Genomic DNA, 20,737 nt, shown 5'->3' with positions numbered 1-20,737 from the left:
GGAGATATACATGACCAATAATCTTGCACTGGATCCCGTTCAGATCGGTATCTTCGCGGCTTTGACTTTGGCGATCGGGGTTTTGACCTGGTGGCGTGTGGCCGCCATGAAAAAGACCGCCACAGATGATGAGAGTGAATACTTTCTCGCCGGACGAAGCCTGAGCTGGGTGCTTGTTGCAGGCTCGATTACCCTCACGAACCTGTCCACCGACCAGCTGGTTGGGATGAATGGCAATCAGATGGCATTGTTGGCCTGGTGGGAACTGGCTGCCGTCTTGGGACTGGTCATTCTCGCCTTTGTGTTTCTTCCAATCTACTATCGAAACAATTGCCGGACGACGACCGAACTGTTGGGGCAGCGTTATAATGACCGCAATATCCGCGCCCTGATCGCCCTTCTTTTCCTCGCGGGCAATATCATCGTCTTCCTGCCCGTGATGCTCTATACTGGCTCGCTTTTCCTTAAATCGATGATGGGTGTCGACTGGCCCATCCTGGCCTTTGCCATTCCATTGGCCCTGATCGGTTCCGCTTACGCCATTTTTGGCGGTCTTCGAGCCGTTGCCGTGTCGGATGCGATATCGGGTATTGGCGTGCTCGGTGTGGCCGTTCTGGTGGTTGTGCTGGCGCTCAAGGCGATTGATTTCGATCTGTCCGGCATTCCGGCTGAACGCCTGACCCTGATCGGTGATGATGCCTCGCCTATTCCCTGGCACACCCTGCTGACCGGGATGATCTTCATCCAGGTCTTTTACTGGAGTACCAATCAGACGATTACTCAGCGAGCAATGGCGGCGAGTTCGCTCAAGGAGGCCCAGAAGGGGGTTCTGGCGGCGGCCGGTATCCGCCTGCTCATTGTGCCGGCCATTGTGGTTGTGCCCGGTATCGTGGCGTTCAAACTGTTCGGCGATGTGGGCGATGCGGCCTATGGGCAGATCGTGGCCACCGTGCTGCCGCCCTGGCTTTCAGGCGCCTTCGCGGCCATGATCGCCGCCGCAGTGCTGACCAGTTTTAACTCGGTCCTCAATTCGTCCACCACGTTGTATGTGCTGGATATTCACGAGACCTATTTTGACTCCTCACCAAATGTCGGTGTGATGAATCTGGTGATCACCCTGGTCTTCGTCGCCCTGGCGATCGCTCTGGTGCCGGTTTATCAAAGCGCTGAAAGCATCATCAATCTCGTGCAGGAATTGTTCGGGCTCCTGTCTATGCCCATCCTCTCGGCCTTCATTGTGGGTCTGGTGTTTCGAAATGTCAGCGCCGGTGCTGCGATGACGGGCGTGCTGTTCGGAACAGTGTTTTACGCCTGTCTGACCCTGCTGTGGCCGCAGATCCAGACGCTCTTCGGACTGGGCTGGGAACCGCCGCATTATATTCATCTCATGTTCGCAACCCTCGTGACCTCCATTGCGGTGGCGCTGGGGCTCAACCGGATCATCTGGGGGCGCAGCGCGGAGTTTGTCGGCCTTCCGCGTTAGGAGCGCCAGGCCGCGACACCTGCGGGTGGCAGATCCAGACCGCCCAGGCAGAACCGGGCTGTCTCCGGTACCACAGTGTCCAGGCTGAGCGTCTCCAGCCCGTAATTGAAGGCAAAGGTGATCTCCCCCAACTGCCGCAGACGCAGGCTGAGACCGAGCGCATGGGTCTCGAGCCCGGCCTGTTTTGCGACGTGATCGAAGGCGAGGCTTGCAGAAAACGGTTCCAGCCATCCGGTCATGTAATGCACCCTGTCCTGTTGCAGCCAGAAGGGTGAGCCATCCTCGAACCGCGCGAGAATGTTGGTCTGCTCAGGGTTTGCCAGTTCGACTGTCTCTCGCCAGTTCACAACCTCGATCTCCGTGCCCTGCCAGGTCACAGTCTCACGGATCGAGGGGCGAAGGCTTTCCACCCGTGTCACCGTGAGCCCGGCCAGGTCCTGCAGCCGATGTGGCGGGAGGGCGTCGGGAATGTGGAACTGGTCGGTTTTCGACCCCGTGCGAGGCAGGATGAGCACAGTCTGCTGGCCGGACGTCAGCTGTTGGGCCAGCGTCTCGTCGACAATCGGCAGTCCGGGCAGGATGATGAGGGCATAGTCTGCGAGCGCAGCGCTCTGGGGCAGGATGTCGACAGACAGGCCGAGCGAACGCAGGGCCATATAGGCCTCAAACGTCTGGCGCAGAAGATCCATGCCCGCACCCTGGGGCTGGATCATATGGGTCCATTGGCCCTCATAATCGAAAATGACAGCCACCTTTGCCGGGGTGGTGTGCGTTCCGTCGATGTGCGTGAGATCGCGCGCCACCTGACCCGCCTCGTCGAAGGCCGGTGCGGCTTCCCCGTCGGGGCGCAGCAGACCGGCATGCATGTGTTCCTGGGCAAAGGGCGCCTGGCGCCAGCGGAACCAGCTGAGCAGGTCCGCACCATGTGCCAGGGCTTCTAGCGACCATAATCGCACCATGCCGGGAAGGGGCGCAGGATTGTAGGGTGCCCAGTTCACGGGGCCGGGTTGTTGTTCCATCACCCCCCATTTGGGTGAACATCCGCGATAGAGATCATGGTGGAACGCCTGGAAATCGGGATGGCCCTGGCGCAGCCAGGTCTGTTTCATTTCTTCTGGAACCGGACTCAGATCAAGAAAACCCAGCGGATAGCTGTCCCATGTCGCCAGATCCAGATCGGCTCCGACCTTGTGATGATCAAAGGCCGTGAACGCGCCCATGAAATTGTGAGTGATCTCGCGCCCGGGCGAATGGGTGCGAATGAGATCGACCTGTTCGCGGTTGAAACTCACCACCTGATCCGAGGCAAAGCGCTGATAGTCGAGACGATGGGAGGGATTGGCTTCGGTCACAGTCGCCGCGGGTGCGTCGATCTCATCAAAACTGCGATACTCCTGGCTCCAGAACACGGTGCCCCAGGCGGAATTGAGAGACTGGATGTCAGTGTAGCGCCGTTTCAACCAGTCGCGGAAGGCGGATTGTGCGGCGTCGGAATAGCTTTCGATGGTGTCATGACAGCCGTATTCATTGTCGGTCTGCCACATCACCACACCGGGATGGCGACCATAGCGCTGGGTCATTTCACTTACGATACGACGACATTCAGCGCGATACCCTGCATGCGAGAAGCAATAATGCCGGCGCGACCCGAAGCGTCGCGGACGACCGTGTTCGTCGCAGGCCAGCATGTCTGGCATGCGATCAACCAGCCATTTGGGCGGTGTGGCCGTGGGTGTGCCCAGAATGATGCCGAGACCGGCCGCATGCAGCGTATCGATGGCGCGATCAAACCAGGCCCAGTCATACACGCTCGGTTCCGGTTCAAAACGCGACCAGGCAAACTCGCCCATACGCACGCAATCGATCCCCAGCTGGGCCATCTGCTGTGCATCTACGGTCCAGCGGTCTTCCGGCCAGTGTTCAGGGTAGTAACACACGCCCAGGCGCATCAGCGGCTCCTTTCAAGATGGATGAGACGACCGGTGAGTGCCCGGCCTGGATCCAGCGGCAGACCTTCACTCATCAGGCCCGCACCGCTGTACTCGCCGATGGGCCACAGCACAGGATCACCGGATAGGGCGATCTCCGTCACCTTATAGCGAGCGTGTGGAGCCAGTCCGGCCAGGCGGAGTCTGGGCTGGAGCGGCCGGGGGGGCGTATGGATCCGCAGGACGCGGGCCAGCCCCTGAGTGCCATCGGCTGCGACAAGGACGCAGATGTCGGGATCATCTTCGTTGTGGCTCATATGATGGAGCCTGCCGGTCGACATCCAATCGCGATGGGATTTGTAGACTTCGATACCGCGCGAGAGGATATCCGCGTCTTCGGTGGTCAGTGTGTCCGGATCAACCTCAATGCCAAGATGCCCGAACAAGGCTGTGAGGACCCGAAACGCCATGGGGATCTGCCGACCGGTCATGGGATTGGGGCTGGGACCGACATGAGCGCCCAGTCTTTCCGGCGGCATGATCCGGCTGGCAGACCGCTGAATACGCAGGCGGTCGATGGCATCGGTTGCATCGCTCGTCCAGAACCGGTCGGTCCGCCGGGCGATGCCGGCGTCGATGCGTCCGCCACCACTGGCACAACTCTCTATCTCAACCGGATAGGCCGAGCGGATCCGGTCGAGAAGGCTGTAGAGGCCGAGCGTTTGCGCACCTGGCCTTGGCCTACCGTTGCGCATGGCCGGATACAGGTCGCGATTATGATCCCATTTGAGATAGGAGATCCGATACGTATCGAGCAGGGCTGCGATGCTGTCATACAGATAGGCCTGCACCGGGGGCAGGGCGAGATCAAGCATGAGCTGGTTTCGACCGGTCGTCAGATCCGGGTCCGGATATCCCAAAACCCAATCGGGATGCGCGCGATAAAGATCGCTGTCTGGGCTCACCATTTCCGGTTCGACCCACAGGCCAAACGTCATGCCAAACGCTTCGACCGCCTCGATCAGCGGGGTGAAACCGGAGGGGAAGGGGACGGGATCGACGGTCCAGTCGCCCAGGCTTGTCTGGTCGTTCCGTCGTCCCTTGAACCAGCCATCATCCAGGACAAAGCGTTCTGCACCCAGCGATGCGGCACTCCTGGCGAGTTCAATACAGCTGGCCTCGTCCAGATTGAAATAGCGCGCTTCCCAGGTGTTGAAGTGCACGGGCCGTGACAGGGGCCGGGAATGTTCCCGAACATAGTCATGAAGTCGATGGGCGGCGCCGTTTCGTCCGGTGCGCGAAGACGCGATCAGGGCATGGGGCAGATCCAGGCGCTTGCCCGGTTCAAGCCGCCCCTCGCCGGGCGCGAAGAGGCGTTCGGCCAGGACTTGTCCGGATCCATCCGTGGCGCGTTCGGCCGCCAGGCGGAAGGGTCCGCTCCAGGCTAGGTGGACCGTGAGCATGCGACCGAATGCGTGGTCGGTCCCGGTTTCGCAGACAGACAGTGTCGGGCCGCCATCAAATCCCGGGCGGCCGCTGCGTCCGGCCTGTTCGATCCGTCCGGCTGTCCAGGGCTTAATGTCTTCCCCGCCTTCGCGCCCCCAGGCGCCATAGCCGGTAATGACCTGGTCCGCCCAGTCTGGCGATGGCAGCAAGGCTGACGCCGCACGTTCGATGTGAATCGTCTGTGCGCCTTCATTGTGAAGCGTGGTGGCCGAGACGAGAAGATCCCCGGTGAAGGACAGTGTTGTGGTGACATGGAGCCCGAGCGTTTCATCGCGTGCAGATATCACGAGCGTGTTGGTGTCCAGCACCGCAGACGGCGGGGTCAGGCGGACCCGGCGCGCGGTCGCAACGCAGGACGCTTCCAGCTGGGCAATGCCATGAAAGCCCCGTCCGTGTTCGGGCATGATCCCCGGTCCGACGGGGATATCCGGACTGGCCGGCAGGCGCTGGAAAGACGGCTCGCATGCCATGTCTTCCAGTTCTTTCGGCCCGAACCAGACCAGGTGGAGGTCGCCGGTTTCGCTGTACGCAACGATAAGCGAAAGCTGATCTCCGCTAATGCGCAGGCTCACAATGCCCAATCCTTCTGATGGAAACGCCAGGCATCGGCGACGATCGTGTGAATATCGGAGAAGCGGGGCTGAAACGTCAGCAACTCCCCGGCACGCGTGGTATCGGAATATAGCTCGGCTGCATCACCCGGCCGACGGGGGTGGATGGTGAGGGGAATGGAGCGACCGGTGACTTGTTCCACCGCATCAATGATCTGCCGGACCGACGTGCCCTGACCGGTTCCCAGATTACAGGTAAAACTGTCCGCGCCGGTGGCCAGCCGGTCGATTGCAGCAAGATGGCCTGCAGCGAGGTCGTCGACATGGATGAAGTCCCGCACACACGTCCCGTCCGGTGTTTCATAGTCGTCGCCATACAGGTGAAACTCGTCCAGCAGTCCGGCGGCGGCTTTCAGGGCATTGGGAATGAGGTGAGTCTCGGGGTCATGTTTCTCGCCAATCTCCGCGTCCGGGCTGGCCCCTGCGGCATTGAAATAGCGCAGGGCGGCAAACCGGAGTGGGCTGGCGCGGCTGATATCCTCCAGGGCGCGTTCGACCGCGAGTTTGGTTCGGCCGTAGACATTGGCAGGCTTGCGGTTTTCCGCTTCTGTGATGGGTAGGGCGTCTGGCTGGCCATACACGGCGCAGGTCGAGGAAAAGACGAAGATCTCACATCCGTGATGCGCCATCCGGTCCAGCACGGTAAGGGCCCCCGCAACATTGTTTTGCCAGAAGGCGAGAGGCTCGCGCTCGCCAATACCCACTTCGATCGAAGCGGCAAAATGCATCACAGCGCCGGGTTTGAAGCGTGCAAAGGCCCGGTCCAGAGTGGCCGGATCGCGGATATCACCCTCGACCATTGGCCCCCATTGCACGAAATCACGGTGACCGGCCGAGAAGTTATCGTAGACAATCGGGGTGTCGCCCCGTGCCGCGATCGCCTTGCAGACATGGGCGCCGATATAGCCAGCCCCTCCCAGGACGAGAATTTTCATCAGGACGCCTCCGTTGTAACGACGACCGGGTCGATATCGCATATCCACCGAGCCGCCGGGTGTCGGGCCAATAAGTCATCTTTCCAGTCGAGCGGTGTGTCCTGCGTCACGACGGCAACAATACACCCGCCAAACCCCGCGCCGGTAATGCGGGCGCCCGCGACCCCCAGATCGAGAGCGGTGTCGACCAGGGCGTCAACATCGGCAGTTGATACGCGGAAATCATCGCGCAGGGAGATATGCGTGCCCGTCATGCAGGCTCCGAATGTTGTCCCGTCACCGGCTCGCCAGGCTTCAAGCGCGGTGCGTGTCCGCGTTTCCTCGCTCACGACATGGCGTGCGATGGGATAAAGGTCGGGCGGCAGAGTGGACAGGTCCTTGGCATGACATAGGGCATCCAGACCCAGATGCCGGGCGGCTTGCAGACATGCATCCCGTCGCTGCTTGTACTGACCATCCGCCAACTGGCGTTCCACCCCGGAATGGATGACGCACAATCGCCAACCCTGTGGAATCGGCAATCGTTTGAACGTCAGGCTGTCCGTGTCCAAGGCGATGGCTTCACCCGGCTCGGCATGCGCGACCGCCATCTGGTCCATGATCCCGCACGGCACGCCGATATAGTCGTTTTCAACGGACCGGGCGAGACGGGCAATTTCCGTGAGATCCGTGCCAGCGGGTGCAGCCGCCTTGAGAACGCCCACCGTGACAGCGGCAGACGAGGATACGCCGGCGCCGGGCGGAATATCGCTATCAAGGTGAACGCGCATGGCTGTGTCCAGCCAGCGTTTCTGCCGGGCCAGTTGCAGCGCGCCCAACACATAGTCTGCCCAGCTTCGCTTGGCCATCTGATCCAGTGGGGCGCGGACCGCGTCCGTGAACTGCGCCGAGGTGACCAGGTCTTGGTCGCTATCGGACGGGGCCAGACTCACGGTCACGCCAAGAGGAAGGGCCGCGGGCAAAACAAGCCCGCCGTTGAAATCGACCCACTCTCCCATCAGGTTCACACGGCCCGGTGTCCAGCAGGTGCGGGTCATGTCGCGTCCCTCAGCGCGTGGGCGGCGGTGGCCGGGTCGACATCAACAGTAAACACCCCCGTCGCCTGTTCCACGCCGGCCAGGTATTTCAGACGTCCTGCGGAGCGCATCAGGGGATAGAATTGTACGGTGAACTGGAACTGGCCGCATGTTTCACGTGGAGCGGCCTGAAAACTCATCATATAGGGCATGGGCTGGTCGAAAAGCCGGTCATAACGCGCCACAACCTCGCCCATCATCTCGGCGAGACCTTCTACCTCTTCACGTGAAAGGGCCCAAGGGCCGGGAGCGCGGCTTTCAGCCGACAGCCACACTTCATAGGGGAAACGTGTGAAGGGCGGGCAGTAGGCGTGGATGCCGCCTGACTGGGCAATGGCGAAGTCCTCGCCCCAGCTCTGGCGATCGGCCTCCAGATCATAACCTTGCGCGAAAGCGCGTTCGGCCCGGGCCTGGGGCTCGGGGATGACGGGAAAGACATAGATCTGGCCGTGAGGGTGATGAAGTGTCACGCCAACCGCTTCGCCACGGTTTTCGAATGGCAGGACATAGGCCGCCCCGGCATCGAAATGGTGCTGATACCGGTCGATCAGCGCCTCGATCAGCAAGACACGACGGTCCTGGCCAAGAGTGGCAAGCGAGCCGTCATCCTCTGAGGAAAAGACGATCACCTCCGCATCACCCGTTGCAGGGCGCGACTGCCAGGGCGATTGTGGGGGCACGGGTGCGTGTGGATGAAGGCTGGGGAAACGATTGCCAAACACCGCAAGCTCGAACGCGGTGAACGGAATTTCCGTGATGGCACCGCCGGGCGTGGCCGGGGCCAGTGGATTGGCAGCCTTGGAAGGTTTGAATGTGCGGTTCTGCCGGTGCGGGGAGAAAATCGACCAATCCTGACGTAGCGGATGAAAGCGCATTTCCGAACGCGAAGAGACCGGGTCATCAAATTCAGGTCCGGCCTCCCCCTCATGAGGTGAGTAGCCGTAAAGATAAAGCTGGCGCCCATCGGGTTTGGCGTGATCGCGGCGATAATAATCGCGCGCCCGGCCGGATTTTCTAGTCTGCATGCATCCCCCGCAAGTCTGGTTTGCACGATGGCGCAAGCCTTCTGCAACGGCAAGAATTCACTGCAAGAACAGATGCGGGTGTCACCCCTGTCGGGGGCGCATGAATTGCCGGCCCCAGACCACGCCATTGGCCGCGAGCAACCCCATCAGGCAGACATGGAAAGTCAGTCCGATGTCCCCGCTGGCAAACCCGATGGGGGAGAAAACCAGGTAAAGGGCAATGACCAGGGAGAACAGGCTGAAGGCGACAGGCCGGGCAAATCGCCAGGGGGTCATATCGATCCGGGCGCGATGGGTCGGCGTCCACGGAACAGGCCTTGGGGCGACCCATCCCGCCACGAGCATCAGCGCGACTTCGATGGCAAACAGGATCGCATAGAGATGCAGGAAATGGAGCGTCACGATGTCGGCTAGCGCGAACTTCACGAGGCCGTAGGCGATGACATGAAAGACGATGACGACCTTTGCCGCGATGGCCGGTGTATGCCGGGCGAACAGGCCGACAATCACGATCGCCACAATGGGTATGTTGTAGAAGCCGGTGAAGATCCGGATGATTTGCCACAAGCCTTCCGGCGCAAACCACAGGAGTGGCGCGACGCAAAAAGAGAAGAGCGCGATCACCACGCTGGTGATCATGGCGACCCGCACAATGTGTGTGTCTGACAACGATTTTCGTCGCAGCGGGGCATAGATGTCCAGCGTGAACAAGGTTGCGGCGCTGTTGAGCAGGGAATTGAACGAGGAGAAGACCGCACCAAACAGGACGGCGAGAAAGAACCCCATCATCCAGAGCGGGAAAACATCGCGGATGAGCGCTGGATAGGCTTCGTCGATACGCGTCAGACCGGGGCCGTAGAGGTGAAAGGCGATCACGCCGGGGATCATCATGAAAAGGGGCACCAGGATCTTGAAAAAGCCCGACAGCAGGACGCCTTTCTGGCCTTCAGCGAGGGTCCGGGCCGCGAGGGTGCGCTGGATGACGTATTGGTTGGCGCACCAGTAGAATAGGTTGGCGAAGATCATGCCGGTGAAAATCGTGCCGAACGGTATGGGCGAAGCGGGGCCCCCGATGGCATTGAGCTTTTCGGGATGGGTCTGGGCGAGGGTGGACAGGCCGTCGAGAAAACTGCCCTGGCCCAGCGTGATCAGGCCGAGAACCGGGACCAGTGTGCCGACAATCAAGAGACCGACACCATTGAGCGTGTCCGACACGGCCACGGCTTTCAGCCCGCCCAGCACGGCATAGGCCGAACCGGCCAGACCGATCACCAGCACCGTAAGAACGAGCGCTTCAAACTGTGAGAGGCCCAGGAGTTCGGGAATGTCGAACAGCCGGATGACGGCGATCGAGCCCGAATAGAGGACAGATGGGATGGTGACGAGACCATAGCCGAGCAGGAAGAGAATGACCGACAAACGCTGGACATCCGGATCAAAGCGTTCGCGCAGGAATTCCGGAAGGGTGGTGAAGGCTTGGGTCAGATAGCGTGGCAAAAAGATCAGGGCCATGGCGATGGTGGCCACGGCGGCGGTGACCTCCCACGCCATGCTGGACAGATCATAGCCGTAGGCCGAACCATTGAGTCCGATGAGCTGTTCCGCCGATAGGTTGGTCAACAGCAAAGAGCCGGCAATGAAGACCCCCCCCAGATGCCGACCGGCCAAGAAGTAGCCTTCCTTGGATTGGACCTCCTGGCGCGATTGCCGGTAGGACCACCAGGCGACGAGCCCCATGAAGGCCACACAACTGACCAGGGTCACCATCATCTCTGTCGGTGTCATTTCGCCTCCCTGACGCTCTTGACCGGTGCAGGACCGGTCAGCATGAGAAGAAGCGACCAAGCTTGGCGCGTAACGGGCGCCGGGGCAATGGACTAGGCCCGGTAGGGGATGGGGTGGAGGATGAACCCCTCATCATCGGACGGGGGTTCGTAATAGCGGGCGAAGAGTTCGAATGTATCCATGTCGGTCTGATAGGGGTGTTCGCCGTGCGCATTGCGCGCGATCAAACGCGACTTGCAGACCGATTTGGGGGTTTCCAGCACATGCAGTGTGTGGCCGAAATGGCCCTCGCTGATCAGCTTCGCCAGGCTCCGTCTTTGTCCGCGTGTATTGGCGGCGAAGTCCAGAACCACTGTGAGGCCGCTCTCCACAAGAGTGCGAACATGGGGCCATAACACGCCCCGAAGGCGGGTAGACCGGTCGCGATAGGAGCCCAGATCAACCAGTTCACCCGGCCATAATGTGGCCGCCCAGACATCTTCCTCGATCAGGACTGCCTTGTGGGTGTCCACAAGCTGACGGGCCAGGGTGGATTTTCCCGACCCCATCAAGCCGCACAACAGATGCAGGTGTCCCGTGTTCAATCTGGTCTCCTCATGCATTGTTTTCTTCCGTGCCGAACTCGACCTGGGTCCGTGTCGCCTCGGCGATAACGGTGTCCACGCCCTCAAGGCTGGCCCGATGAAGCTCCTGGATCAGCGCTTCATCGTCGGCCCACGCGATCATAATCGCAACGGATAGCGATCTGCCGGACCCGATTTCTATCATCCACTCAACGGCTCGGGACGAGTTCACTCCGTCTGAGGCGTTGCGGAATATCCCGGCCGTTCGGAGAGGGTTTCGTCGGTGAAGGGCAGGTCCATGAACAGGTTTGGATAATAATACGCCCGCAAGTCGGCATGGAAGGCTCGTACACGGTCTTCATACTCACGCGTGGCTTCCACATCGGTGTTTGCAAGGGATTGGAAAACCCGTTCCAGCTTGGCCGGTGGGGTCAGCCAGGACAGGATCGATGACACGCGATCGCGACGGTCCCGCCCGGCCCGATAGGCCAGCGAGAGATCCTCGGCGGTCTGATCGCCCACCTGTTGGAAGGCATAATACCATTTCCATTCAAATGCGCCTTCGATGGTCGCATAGTCGGCCCAGTCCGGGTGACGCTCCAGAAAGGGTTCCATTGTGGCTGAGACCGGTAGATCCCAGGCATCATTGACGGCTTCTCGCTGGGTCAAAATGATATCACCGCCATCCGGCACGGTGATCGCCGTGTCGACAGCGAGCTTGATCCCGGCCGGGGCCAGAACCGCGAGTACTAACCAGGCGCCAAAAAGCGTTGTGAGATTGACGGTGGCGGTCCAGCCACGCTGGTTGATCCAGGCGATGACGCCCCACCAGAACAGCAAGTGAATCAGAACGGCGGCACTCCCGAAAAGCAGAGGTCCGGCGCGACTGCCACTTATGATTCCGGCCATCAGAAGCGGGAGCACGAGCGCCATGCCAAGCGTGCCAACCCGCAGACCAGCGCGTACTCGCCAGAGGCCGGACCCGGAAGCCTCAAGAAGTTCGAATCGGCCCGCCGCGCGCTCCCGCGCTTTCAGATCGTGCAAGAGCAGGATCAGGAAGAGCGGAGAAAGAATCGCAACAACAAAGGCGTAGTCGAAGCGGCCCGTCAGTGCGAAGTCCGGGTTTGCCGCATCTGTCTCGTAGATCTGACCTTCCAGGGCCAGCATTCTGATGCGATGTTTCCACGGAGAGGCGTCGCGCTGTCCAAGGGCTGCAAACGCAAAGTCTGAGGGCGGATCATAGGTAAGGTGGAAGGTATAATACCCGGCGCTGCCCCAGTCCCGGTGGGCTTGTGCCATATAGGTTTGTTCGGCCTGGTCGGCAGTTTCAAGACGCTCGATGGTTGCGCGCTGGGAGGCGATCTCGCCGAGGCCGAAGGTCACGGAACAGCCTGCCGCGATCACCGCAATAAGCAGCCAAACCAGCGCGGCACGATCACGGGAGAGGAACCAGATTTCTCGGATAACAGCGGTCATGGCTTAACCCTCGCGCAAACCAAATGTCCGAGGCCCACGAGTATGATGAGCCATAGAGCGAGCTGGGTCAGCGGAGACAATGCACGCTGGGCCCGCGCGTCTGACGGATCCGGTGTGAACTCGAAGCGATCCAATACCTCCCAGTTTTCAGCGGAGATTCGGGCTCGACGAGCTGCTTCGGCATTCCGGTTTCGATTGATATCGTCTGTATAGGACAGCGTATCTATGTGGCTTTGGTTCAGACCCTGGACGAAATCGAAACGCACGTCTTCCGCTTCACGAAGAAAACGGTGATGGGTGGCCAGATCCGTTCCGGACAAATGACGCGATGCGGTCGAAATCGCGATGACCGGCGAGACCCACCCAAACCGGTTGCTGTGCGAAGACTGGGAGCGCTCTTTGGTCATGCGCCGATCAGCATATTCATTCATCAACGTGGTCAAATCGGCTTCCGACGTCTGAGCGACGACACCGCGAAAATTGATGGGCAGGTCTTCCACGCGCTCCACATCATACTGGGCGAGAAGATTTGCTCTCAGCTGTGTGAAGGCTGGATCGGAGGCGTTATGGCCATCTCCGAGTTCGCGAATATCGGCATACATCTGGAAATCGGTTTCCAGCTTGCTCGGGACTGAGTGCATTGCGCCCGCGGACGCAATTGCAAGGCGCGGCAGGATGAGCGCCCAGGCTAGCCAGATGAAGACCAGAACCCCGAGGGCCAGGCCTCGATTGGGGGCAATTGCCGATATCACGCAGATGAGTGCGCACCAGACCAGCAGATACATTGCATAGCCCAGGGTCAGCCCGACACCCATCAGAGCGTGATCACCGATGGCTATTGCGATGACCGTCAGGATTACAAGCGGGATCAGCAAAGTCCCTGACAGCGAGGCGAGGGCCAGGAATTTGCCCATGAAGAGCGATGAGCCGGACACGCCCTGGGCAAGAAGCGGAGCCAGGGTTTTCGACTCCCGTTCACGCACAAACACGCCATGGCCAAGCGAGATCAGCAGCAAGGGCACAAGAAGCTGATAGACAAAAGCGGGTGAAATCGACTGGAAACTGCCCAGGTTGGCACTGGCACGCACATCGGCAAACATCGGCGTGTTTTGTCGATGCCCTTCCAGGAAAATCGATTGCCCCGTGACGGAATCGACGCCGGGATCGACCAGAGAAAGCGGGGGTGGCGCGCGGAAAACATAGTGTCCGTAGTGCACCATGCGGTGCGGATGGCGGTCGGGTTGTTCGAGAAACGTCTGTTCTGCGACGGCCTGTTGATGGATGCGATGCTCGCGCTCGTCAGCCATGCGGTGGGCGTTTAACAAGCTGGTCGCCGCAATGATCAGGCTCACGAGGGCCATGGCCAGGATTGCAACACGCGACCGGAGCCAAAGACGCCATTCCTGCCGGGCGATTGCCAGTATCACGGTCATGAGGTTGCGCGTCCGGCAAAGGCGGCGTGAACCTGCTCTGTATCGATCTGGCCTCCTTCGGGGCGATCGAACGTGCCGACGAGCTCGCCCTCCCGCAAAAGACCGATCCGGTCAGCGACCTGGCAGGCGCCGTAGACATCGTGTGTCACCATCAGGACGGTGCGTTGCTCCGCCGCCAGAGACCGGACCAGGGCGTTGAATTCGTCGATCGCCACAGGATCCAGACCGGAAGTGGGTTCATCCAGCAGCAAGACCGGCGTGTCGCGAAGCAGAGCCAGGGCGATGGCCACTTTCTGGCGCATCCCCTTGGAATAGGTGTCGAGGCGATTGCGCCGGGCGCCCGGTTTCAGGGAGACGCGGTCTAGAGCGGAATCAAGCGCGCGCTCATCCGCTTTCACATTCACCAGGGACAGGAAGTAGTTGAGGTTTTCATAGGCATTGAGGTGGGCGTAGAGCGTTGCCGCCTCTGGAAGATATGCGATCCTGGGGCGAATGTCCTTGAGGTGTTCCCCGACATCCAGACCCAGAACCTCCACCGTCCCGCCATCAGGGGACAGGAAGCCGAGGAAAGTCAGAAGTGTTGTCGACTTCCCTGCGCCATTACCACCGAGCAAGGCGTAAACATCACCGGTGGCGACTTCAAACGACACGTCTTTGAGAACAGTTTGTCCCGAACGTGAGATCGTGACCGCATGGGCGGCGAGCGCGGCTTCCATTTTGTCCCCCTTAGAACGCGTATGAGGCCGTCAAACGGAACCGTCGCGGGGCACCGGGTTCAACCCAGACATCCGCGAAGGAGTTTGTGTAGAAGGTTTCGTCGAAGAGGTTATCGATATCCAGACGCACCTTGATCCCGTCAACCGGTTCAACCTCGCCAAAAATCCGCACGGTCGTGTAATCAGGCAGGGTGAAGTCGGAACCAACCCAGCCATTGCGCTCGCCGACAAACAGCAGGCCACCGCCCAGTTCGACCGGCATGCTGGCGAGGGCGAAGCTCTGGCTCGCCTGGACGCTCAGCTGATGCTCCGGCGAGTTGATCATCGGGTCACCGGCATCAATCGTGAAACCGAACCCGTCAACGTCTGCGAAGCTGTTTGAAAACTCGGCGTCGGTATAGGCATAGGACACCCAAAGGGCGAAGCCGTTGTTGAAGTCGAGGCTGGCGTCGAGCTCGATGCCCGTGCTTTCCGCCTCACCGGCGGGGATGGAAAAGAAACCGACTGCGGTGGCTTCCGGCCGGTCGTCATTGACGAGGAAATTGCTCTGTTCAACCTGGAATAGGGTTGCGCTGATGAAGCCGTCGATCGTTTCTGAGAAGGCCCCGACATCGACCTTGAACCCGATCTCCGCGGATTCCGTGATGTTGGGCTCGAATTGATTGCCCTGGAAATCCTGGCCCGTTTGCTGACGATATCCTTCGCCGTACGAGGCATAGAGGCTCAAGCCGTCATTCACCTGATAAAGCACACCGAACTGAGGCGAGACACGATCATCGGAGCTTGTGATAGTGGATGCCGGCGAGGCGAGGAAATTCGTCAGATCCTGCTCGAAATCGTCGAATCGAACGCCAATACGAACCTGGAGACGTTCTGTCAGGTCGATTTGATCCTGAACATAGACACCATAACCGGTCAGCACTTCATTGCGATTGGTGTTGGCCGACGTGGCCGGGCTCAGATTGGCCCCGTAGACCGGATTATCGATATCCAGCAGGAGATGGGTCGCGATATCGCCAGGCGTCAGATTGGCCAGGTCGCCGGAAAAGCGGCTGCGATAGCGATCGATGACGAGCGTGTTGTCAAACTCATCATAATCGGCCCCCACGATCAGGCGGTGACGCAGGCTGCCAGTGTGGAATTCACCAGCGAGCTCGCCGCGAAGGACCAGGTAATCGGATTCAAAATCGCGGGACCGGAAGAAACGCGAGATCGTCTGTCCGTCCCGGAAATAGGTCTGGCGGGAACCAAATTGTGGTTCAAACGCATCCCCTTCCAAGCTGGTCTCGCGGTATCCGAAGCCACCCAGAAAACTCCAATTGTCGTTGAAATTGTGCTGGGCTTCGATCTGGTGTCCCACAACCTCGGTCTCGATCGGAACATTCTCGCCCACAAAGACATCGCGCGGCGAGAAGCCGAACGTGTCCGAATAGACAACGCCGCGGTCAAACGGCAATTCCTGGCTCGTATATTCCAGTTCGTAAGTGATGTTCGTGTCATCGGACACATTCCACGTCACTGAGGGGTAGAAGCCGTATTTTTGTGTTTCGACCGGGCCCCGGAAGCTGGCGGCATCCTCGAAGAATCCGACCAGTCGGATCCCGAGGGCTTCATCTGTGCCCAATACGGTCTGGGCATCGCCCTCAAACCGGTACTGGTCCCAGCTGCCAATCGTGCCCTGGACGTATCCCCCGGTTTCGAAATCAGGACGTTTCGTGACCAGATTGACCGTACCGCCCGGTTCACCCCGACCGAACAGCGCCGAGCGCGGTCCTTTCAGAATGTCGACGGATTCAATCCCGACAAGATCGCGCGGTCCGCCAAATCCACGCCCGGCATTGAAACCGTTGACGAGAAAACCACTCGGCAGGTTGATGTCGCCGGCAAAACCGCGCACTGAAAAGGCATTCCAGAGGCCGCCAAAATTGTTCTGACGGGCGGCTGAGGCTGACAGGTCAAGGGCGTCACTGAGATTGAGTGCGCCTGCATCAGCCAGGAGATCGGCGTCAAGCGACAGATCGGCAGCCGGTACTTCCAGCGCCTCGATATTGCCTCGGTAAGCCTGGCGGTCACCGCGGACAAAGATCGTGTCCTCAATCCGTTCAGGATCGCTGGACTGGGCGAGTGCCGGCATGGTGAACACGGTCAAGGCGCTCGTTGACGCAAGTGCCGTTGCGATCACGGTGCTCAGCGTGCGTGGTGTTCGTGGAAGGCTCATCACCCTATTCCCCTCAGAATACTCAACAGGATGTGTAGCGATATGTTATCTTATTACGACATGCAAGCGCGTCATACTTAGCGTCAGAGCAGCCTGGGTTGCGGTTGTGTGTTGTGCGAATTCCGGTGGTATAATATTGCGATTTCGTCAGCCAGTCATCAGCGACGATTCATTTTGCGCGCCGAACTTCCGCCAAAACAATTCCATCACCATGCTTGTTTCACGTGCATGAAAAATGACGCCCTCAGGACGTAAATCTTCTACCCGTTTCAGCGATAGTGGGTTGGCACTGCGATACCGATCTGGCGGCAGGCAAAGCCAGTCATCTCTCATTCGTAGCGGCGAGCTTCGCTCTCATGCAAATGTGCTATGATTGTTCCAGCCTTATATCGCGTTGGGGCCACAATTTAGCGCCTCAGTTGGAGTTAGAGCTAGATCGAAACCAGGACCACATATTCAGGGGTATACTAGTTGAAAACTTTTTCCGCCAAGGTTAAGTGGAAAGCTATAATATAGCTGCAGGGGTAAGACAGGTGACTCATTCTAATAATGATCTTCAGAGTAGCAATAAATCTCCTGCAACGCCGTCTACTGAGGGCGCGATATCTTGGGCCATCGCTTTGGAAGACTTTAACGAGCAGTCAATCGTATTGCTCTTGAGAGGATGGTATCCGAATCCGAGTGAAGTGGACAGCTTGAAAGTCTCGATTGACGGCGAAAATGAAACAACTTTTTATGAATTCAACGAAGATCGGAATGACGTTTTACAGAAAGAAGCAACCGAGGGCACTTTGCGGTGTGGGTTCAATTTTAAACTCCACTTAGATCTCGCGCAAACTAAGAAAGTAACAATCGACCTAAATGATTATAATGGAGCTATGCGTTCGAGACTGTCGGCGAACATTCAAAATTTTGCCAAATTCTCTATTGAAGAATACGAGTATGATCCAAAATCAAAAGCTCTATGGATATTAGGGCGATTTCTCCCAGACTTTCATTGTCGGTCAATTTCGATATCGACTAAATCTCGTAATTTTCCCGTCGAGGAATGCTTTCGAAGACGGCCTGGATCAACAAAAGGGACTTACGACTATTTCTACACAGTTCTGCACGATGTTTCGAGTGCGGAACTTGATGAACTATCGTTCGATTTTACCAAAGTTGACGGTAAAAAATATCAGGTCAGTCTGGCGGATACAAAGGTTAGTTCAAGCAACGTTCTAGAAATTGGTAGTTTAGAGTTTGACTTACTGAAAGATGAATTCTCAGTCACAGGATGGTTTCGTGCCTATGAAGCGTTTACGCATCTTGAGCTTAATTTGCGAAATCAAAAAATTCACTGCACGCCAATTATAGAAAAGGATTTATCACTTTACAACGAGTTCGGTCGTTGTGGTCCTTGCCCTCACCGTTGGAAAGTAAATATGAGGGTTCAAGACATCTTCGAAGAAAATTTTGATGAGAGTATCGAAGGGCAATATTTGAATGTCAAATTGCTTTCCAGGGACCGTCTTCTAACTTCCGCTAAGGTTAAAGTTTCTGGAACGTGTATAAAGTCGGATCTCATCCATGTCTGTATTTACGAACGTGATAAAGAAAACTTGATCATTTCAGGTTACTCATTAGAGCAGGCCCCAAAAACTGTTGAGTTGCACGGAATTGGACCCAAAGAGTCTTCTTTGATTAGTGTAAATGTCCTAAACGATATATGTCTTAAAGAGAATTCTAGGGTATTTAACTGGATTGTTGAATTTCCAATCAAAAGTGCCAATCTCACTGTCAGTGAGCTTACAGTGCTGCTTCATTTCGAAGTGGAAGATTCCGACGAGCATAAGCGAAAAAATACCACAATAACTACTGCCATGACCGTATTGGAGGGTCGTGAAGTGGTTTCTTCTAGGCAGCTAGAAATACAGCGTAGTTTAGATCAGATAAATTTTGTCCAATCTGTCGTCCATAGGCCGCTTCTGATTGTGTTCCCGGGAAGCGTCACGGCTGGATCTGGCGGCGGAAACACACGGCAATTACATATGCTGGAGCACCTCGCATCGATGGGGCACAATATCGTCTTGATCGATAGGTCTGAGCCTTGGGACATTGCGCAAAGGCCTGCGCTTTATGCCAAAATCGGCCAATTGGTCGACTTCCACATTCCTCTGCATCCGAGTCTGGCCAAAGAAACCACATCTTCAATCGTCACTGAATTGAGGGGCCTGCCTGACGCCACTTACAGCAATCTTGCAGACGAGCTATCTAGTGCCATCTCAACGGGTAAAGACGGAAGTGCGAGATGTTTAATTAAGCGTCGTACGGATCCGATTTTCAACTGTTTCTCGGCATTAATCGCCAACTTAGTAAACCCGGTCGCCTACATCTCATCATTCGCATGGACGACCTCTCATTTTCATATGCTTCCTGATGGTCTGTACCGGGTGCTTGATTTACATGACCTTCAGAGTGCGCGTTATGCTACATTTGTCTATGCACGACATAAATTTGTTGGAGCGCCGATTGGCGAGGTAATCGACGAATACTATCAAACCGAAAATGAAGAAGTAGAATCATTGAATGGTGCTGATTGCATTATTGCCATCTCAGAAAATGATTCCCAGGCCTTGAAAAGGCTGGTTCCTAACAAGCCTAGTATCAAAATCGGTTGTGCTGCTCCGTTAGTTGAGTGTCGAGTCAGATCTGATAAAAACAAGAGATTGCTGTTTGTTGGTAATAATTACCTACCAAATATCCATGCGATGACTGAGTTTATAACCGATGTGTTTCCTGCAATACTAAGTTCCCACCCCGACGCCGAGTTACACGTCGTTGGTAGCGTTTGTAACGGATTGGCGGTGCCTCTACAGTTTTCCTCGGGTAAAAATATTTTCCTACGAGGTTTTGTAGACGATTTGGCAAACGAGTATCACAATGCCGCAATTATTGTTAATCCGGTTCGGTTTGGATCCGGTGGGAGTGTCAAAACGGGTGAAGCGCTTGGGTTTGGTAAGCCGGTTGTATGCACTGATTTTGTGGCGCGCGGTTTCCCGGGCATCCAATCCTCCGGTGCCGCTATTATTGCGGATTGGGATTCAATGTCTGCTCAAATCTCACAACTATTGTCTGATGACAGTTCGTTGATTGGGTTAGGTCAGCGGGCGCTACAATATGCTCAAAATTGTATTGGAATTGACAGAACATTTTCTCCGCTGAGTGAGTTGTTGGCACCGATGGTAAAGCGTGACAAGGGTCAGGGCTGAATAAAATATTTGATTTTATTGTTACATGAATTCGATCAGTACTTTCCTGGTATCGCCGTGGTCTTAACTTGATTTTAGATATATGAATAAAGTGGCTTTACCTGAGTAAAGCGTGATTAGATTTTGATGTTTGGTCTGCCCCAAAATGCGGTGTTTTCTGTCGGGCGTTCTACGCAGGAAGTATCGGATTGCTCTAAGGTGCGCATCTCCAGGTGTTGGTGTGCAGCTGAAGGCGTTGTCTGGGTTTTGAGTCAGCTCTGGCTCCGCCCGGATGGTGAAAGATGGCCCAAACAGGAACGACCTTAGAAAAGTGCGAAGCGGGGGCAATTCGACTTCACGTGAGGTCGGTGTAAGCCAGCTTCAATGTGGGTCTATTGGCCTGGCCTCCCGTGCACCTCGAGGGACGGAGCGAGTGCTTTCACTCTGTCGTAGCGTATGAGGTGGCCTCTACATCGACCTGTAAGGGAGCCTGAAGGTGCCACAGGAGTGAGCAAGGTGCCGGTTTTTGTGACTCAACGATGGAAGTTGAAAGCGCTTTAAGTCGACGTTCAGCCGCGAGTTTTTGGACCGGGTAATCCTCTGTCACCTGAAGGAGGTCGCGACTTTGATCGAGGGATGGCGACGATTCTATAACACGCTTGGCTCGCACTCATCGATAGTATATCAGCACCCAAAACATACTTGCTCACGGGCAGTTTGCCGCCATACGTTAAGGGTGTAGCGGCATGATC

The 20,737-nt window shown here is 57.3% G+C and carries 15 protein-coding genes; 2 read left to right on the top strand and 13 right to left on the bottom strand.

Translation table 11 applies throughout. The features are described 5' to 3' along the window. Positions 1-10: 10 nt before the first annotated feature. On the top strand, positions 11-1,483 hold the full coding sequence (locus RMQ97_RS14960; protein ID WP_413661708.1) for a sodium:solute symporter family transporter: 1,473 nt from the start codon (positions 11-13) through the stop codon (positions 1,481-1,483). Here RMQ97_RS14960 and RMQ97_RS14955 read toward each other — a convergent pair. The 13 genes from RMQ97_RS14955 to RMQ97_RS14895 form a co-directional block, all read right to left on the bottom strand. Then, a complete protein-coding gene (locus RMQ97_RS14955; protein WP_413661707.1) occupies positions 1,480-3,432 on the bottom strand; it encodes a beta-galactosidase in 1,953 nt (650 codons plus the stop codon). The genes RMQ97_RS14960 and RMQ97_RS14955 overlap by 4 nt on opposite strands. Then, entirely contained in the window at positions 3,432-5,489 is a 2,058-nt protein-coding gene (locus RMQ97_RS14950; protein ID WP_413661706.1) for an alpha-galactosidase, read from the bottom strand. Before RMQ97_RS14950 ends, RMQ97_RS14955 begins: the two co-directional genes overlap by 1 nt. Continuing rightward, complete coding sequence (gene galE / locus RMQ97_RS14945) at positions 5,486-6,463, bottom strand: UDP-glucose 4-epimerase GalE (RefSeq protein ID WP_413661705.1); 978 nt, start codon at positions 6,461-6,463, stop codon at positions 5,486-5,488. Before galE ends, RMQ97_RS14950 begins: the two co-directional genes overlap by 4 nt. Further along, the gene (locus RMQ97_RS14940) at positions 6,463-7,500 is read right to left on the bottom strand and encodes a galactokinase (RefSeq protein ID WP_413661704.1); all 1,038 of its coding nucleotides are present in this window, start codon (positions 7,498-7,500) and stop codon (positions 6,463-6,465) included. Before RMQ97_RS14940 ends, galE begins: the two co-directional genes overlap by 1 nt. Further along, positions 7,497-8,564 (bottom strand): galactose-1-phosphate uridylyltransferase, encoded by a 1,068-nt coding sequence (locus RMQ97_RS14935; RefSeq protein ID WP_413661703.1) that lies wholly within the window; start codon positions 8,562-8,564, stop codon positions 7,497-7,499. The genes RMQ97_RS14940 and RMQ97_RS14935 overlap by 4 nt, the downstream gene beginning before the upstream one ends. Positions 8,565-8,645: 81 nt before the next feature. Further along, complete coding sequence (locus RMQ97_RS14930; protein WP_413661702.1) at positions 8,646-10,349, bottom strand: solute:sodium symporter family transporter; 1,704 nt, start codon at positions 10,347-10,349, stop codon at positions 8,646-8,648. A 92-nt stretch (positions 10,350-10,441) separates the two neighbouring features. Next, positions 10,442-10,933, bottom strand: coding sequence for an AAA family ATPase (locus RMQ97_RS14925; protein WP_413661701.1), 492 nt, complete (start codon positions 10,931-10,933; stop codon positions 10,442-10,444). 10 nt (positions 10,934-10,943) lie between these two features. Continuing rightward, the gene (locus tag RMQ97_RS14920; RefSeq protein WP_413661700.1) at positions 10,944-11,075 is read right to left on the bottom strand and encodes a hypothetical protein; all 132 of its coding nucleotides are present in this window, start codon (positions 11,073-11,075) and stop codon (positions 10,944-10,946) included. A gap of 65 nt (positions 11,076-11,140) precedes the next feature. After that, on the bottom strand, positions 11,141-12,388 hold the full coding sequence (locus RMQ97_RS14915) for a DUF3526 domain-containing protein (RefSeq protein ID WP_413661699.1): 1,248 nt from the start codon (positions 12,386-12,388) through the stop codon (positions 11,141-11,143). Further along, positions 12,385-13,821, bottom strand: a complete 1,437-nt coding sequence (locus tag RMQ97_RS14910) for a DUF3526 domain-containing protein (RefSeq protein WP_413661698.1) — start codon at positions 13,819-13,821, stop codon at positions 12,385-12,387. Before RMQ97_RS14910 ends, RMQ97_RS14915 begins: the two co-directional genes overlap by 4 nt. Then, positions 13,818-14,537 carry an ABC transporter ATP-binding protein gene (locus tag RMQ97_RS14905; RefSeq protein ID WP_413661697.1) on the bottom strand — a complete coding sequence of 240 codons (720 nt, stop codon included), beginning with the start codon at positions 14,535-14,537 and terminating at the stop codon, positions 13,818-13,820. Before RMQ97_RS14905 ends, RMQ97_RS14910 begins: the two co-directional genes overlap by 4 nt. A 10-nt stretch (positions 14,538-14,547) precedes the next feature. Further along, positions 14,548-16,755, bottom strand: a complete 2,208-nt coding sequence (locus RMQ97_RS14900; protein WP_413661696.1) for a TonB-dependent siderophore receptor — start codon at positions 16,753-16,755, stop codon at positions 14,548-14,550. A gap of 147 nt (positions 16,756-16,902) precedes the next feature. Further along, positions 16,903-17,088: a hypothetical protein gene (locus tag RMQ97_RS14895; RefSeq protein ID WP_413661695.1), complete on the bottom strand. Its 186-nt coding sequence runs from the start codon at positions 17,086-17,088 to the stop codon at positions 16,903-16,905. Between the two features lie 164 nt (positions 17,089-17,252). On the opposite strand from RMQ97_RS14895, the gene RMQ97_RS14890 reads away from it, so the two are divergent. Then, positions 17,253-20,006 carry a glycosyltransferase gene (locus RMQ97_RS14890; RefSeq protein WP_413661694.1) on the top strand — a complete coding sequence of 918 codons (2,754 nt, stop codon included), beginning with the start codon at positions 17,253-17,255 and terminating at the stop codon, positions 20,004-20,006. Positions 20,007-20,737 lie beyond the last annotated feature (731 nt).

This window comes from Maricaulis sp. D1M11, assembly GCF_047308265.1.
Lineage (GTDB): Bacteria > Pseudomonadota > Alphaproteobacteria > Caulobacterales > Maricaulaceae > Maricaulis.
This window is presented reverse-complemented; position numbering and strand designations above follow the sequence as displayed.

Bases quoted from the DNA above. Each gene is read 5' to 3' on its own strand.
- RMQ97_RS14960 (WP_413661708.1), top strand. From the start codon at position 11: ATGACCAATAATCTTGCACTGGATCCCGTTCAGATCGGTATCTTCGCG.
- RMQ97_RS14955 (WP_413661707.1), bottom strand. From the start codon at position 3,432: ATGCGCCTGGGCGTGTGTTACTACCCTGAACACTGGCCGGAAGACCGC.
- galE (WP_413661705.1), bottom strand. From the start codon at position 6,463: ATGAAAATTCTCGTCCTGGGAGGGGCTGGCTATATCGGCGCCCATGTC.
- RMQ97_RS14940 (WP_413661704.1), bottom strand. From the start codon at position 7,500: ATGACCCGCACCTGCTGGACACCGGGCCGTGTGAACCTGATGGGAGAG.
- RMQ97_RS14935 (WP_413661703.1), bottom strand. From the start codon at position 8,564: ATGCAGACTAGAAAATCCGGCCGGGCGCGCGATTATTATCGCCGCGAT.
- RMQ97_RS14930 (WP_413661702.1), bottom strand. From the start codon at position 10,349: ATGACACCGACAGAGATGATGGTGACCCTGGTCAGTTGTGTGGCCTTC.
- RMQ97_RS14920 (WP_413661700.1), bottom strand. From the start codon at position 11,075: ATGATCGCGTGGGCCGACGATGAAGCGCTGATCCAGGAGCTTCATCGG.
- RMQ97_RS14915 (WP_413661699.1), bottom strand. From the start codon at position 12,388: ATGACCGCTGTTATCCGAGAAATCTGGTTCCTCTCCCGTGATCGTGCC.
- RMQ97_RS14910 (WP_413661698.1), bottom strand. From the start codon at position 13,821: ATGACCGTGATACTGGCAATCGCCCGGCAGGAATGGCGTCTTTGGCTC.
- RMQ97_RS14905 (WP_413661697.1), bottom strand. From the start codon at position 14,537: ATGGAAGCCGCGCTCGCCGCCCATGCGGTCACGATCTCACGTTCGGGA.
- RMQ97_RS14900 (WP_413661696.1), bottom strand. From the start codon at position 16,755: ATGAGCCTTCCACGAACACCACGCACGCTGAGCACCGTGATCGCAACG.
- RMQ97_RS14895 (WP_413661695.1), bottom strand. From the start codon at position 17,088: ATGAGAGATGACTGGCTTTGCCTGCCGCCAGATCGGTATCGCAGTGCC.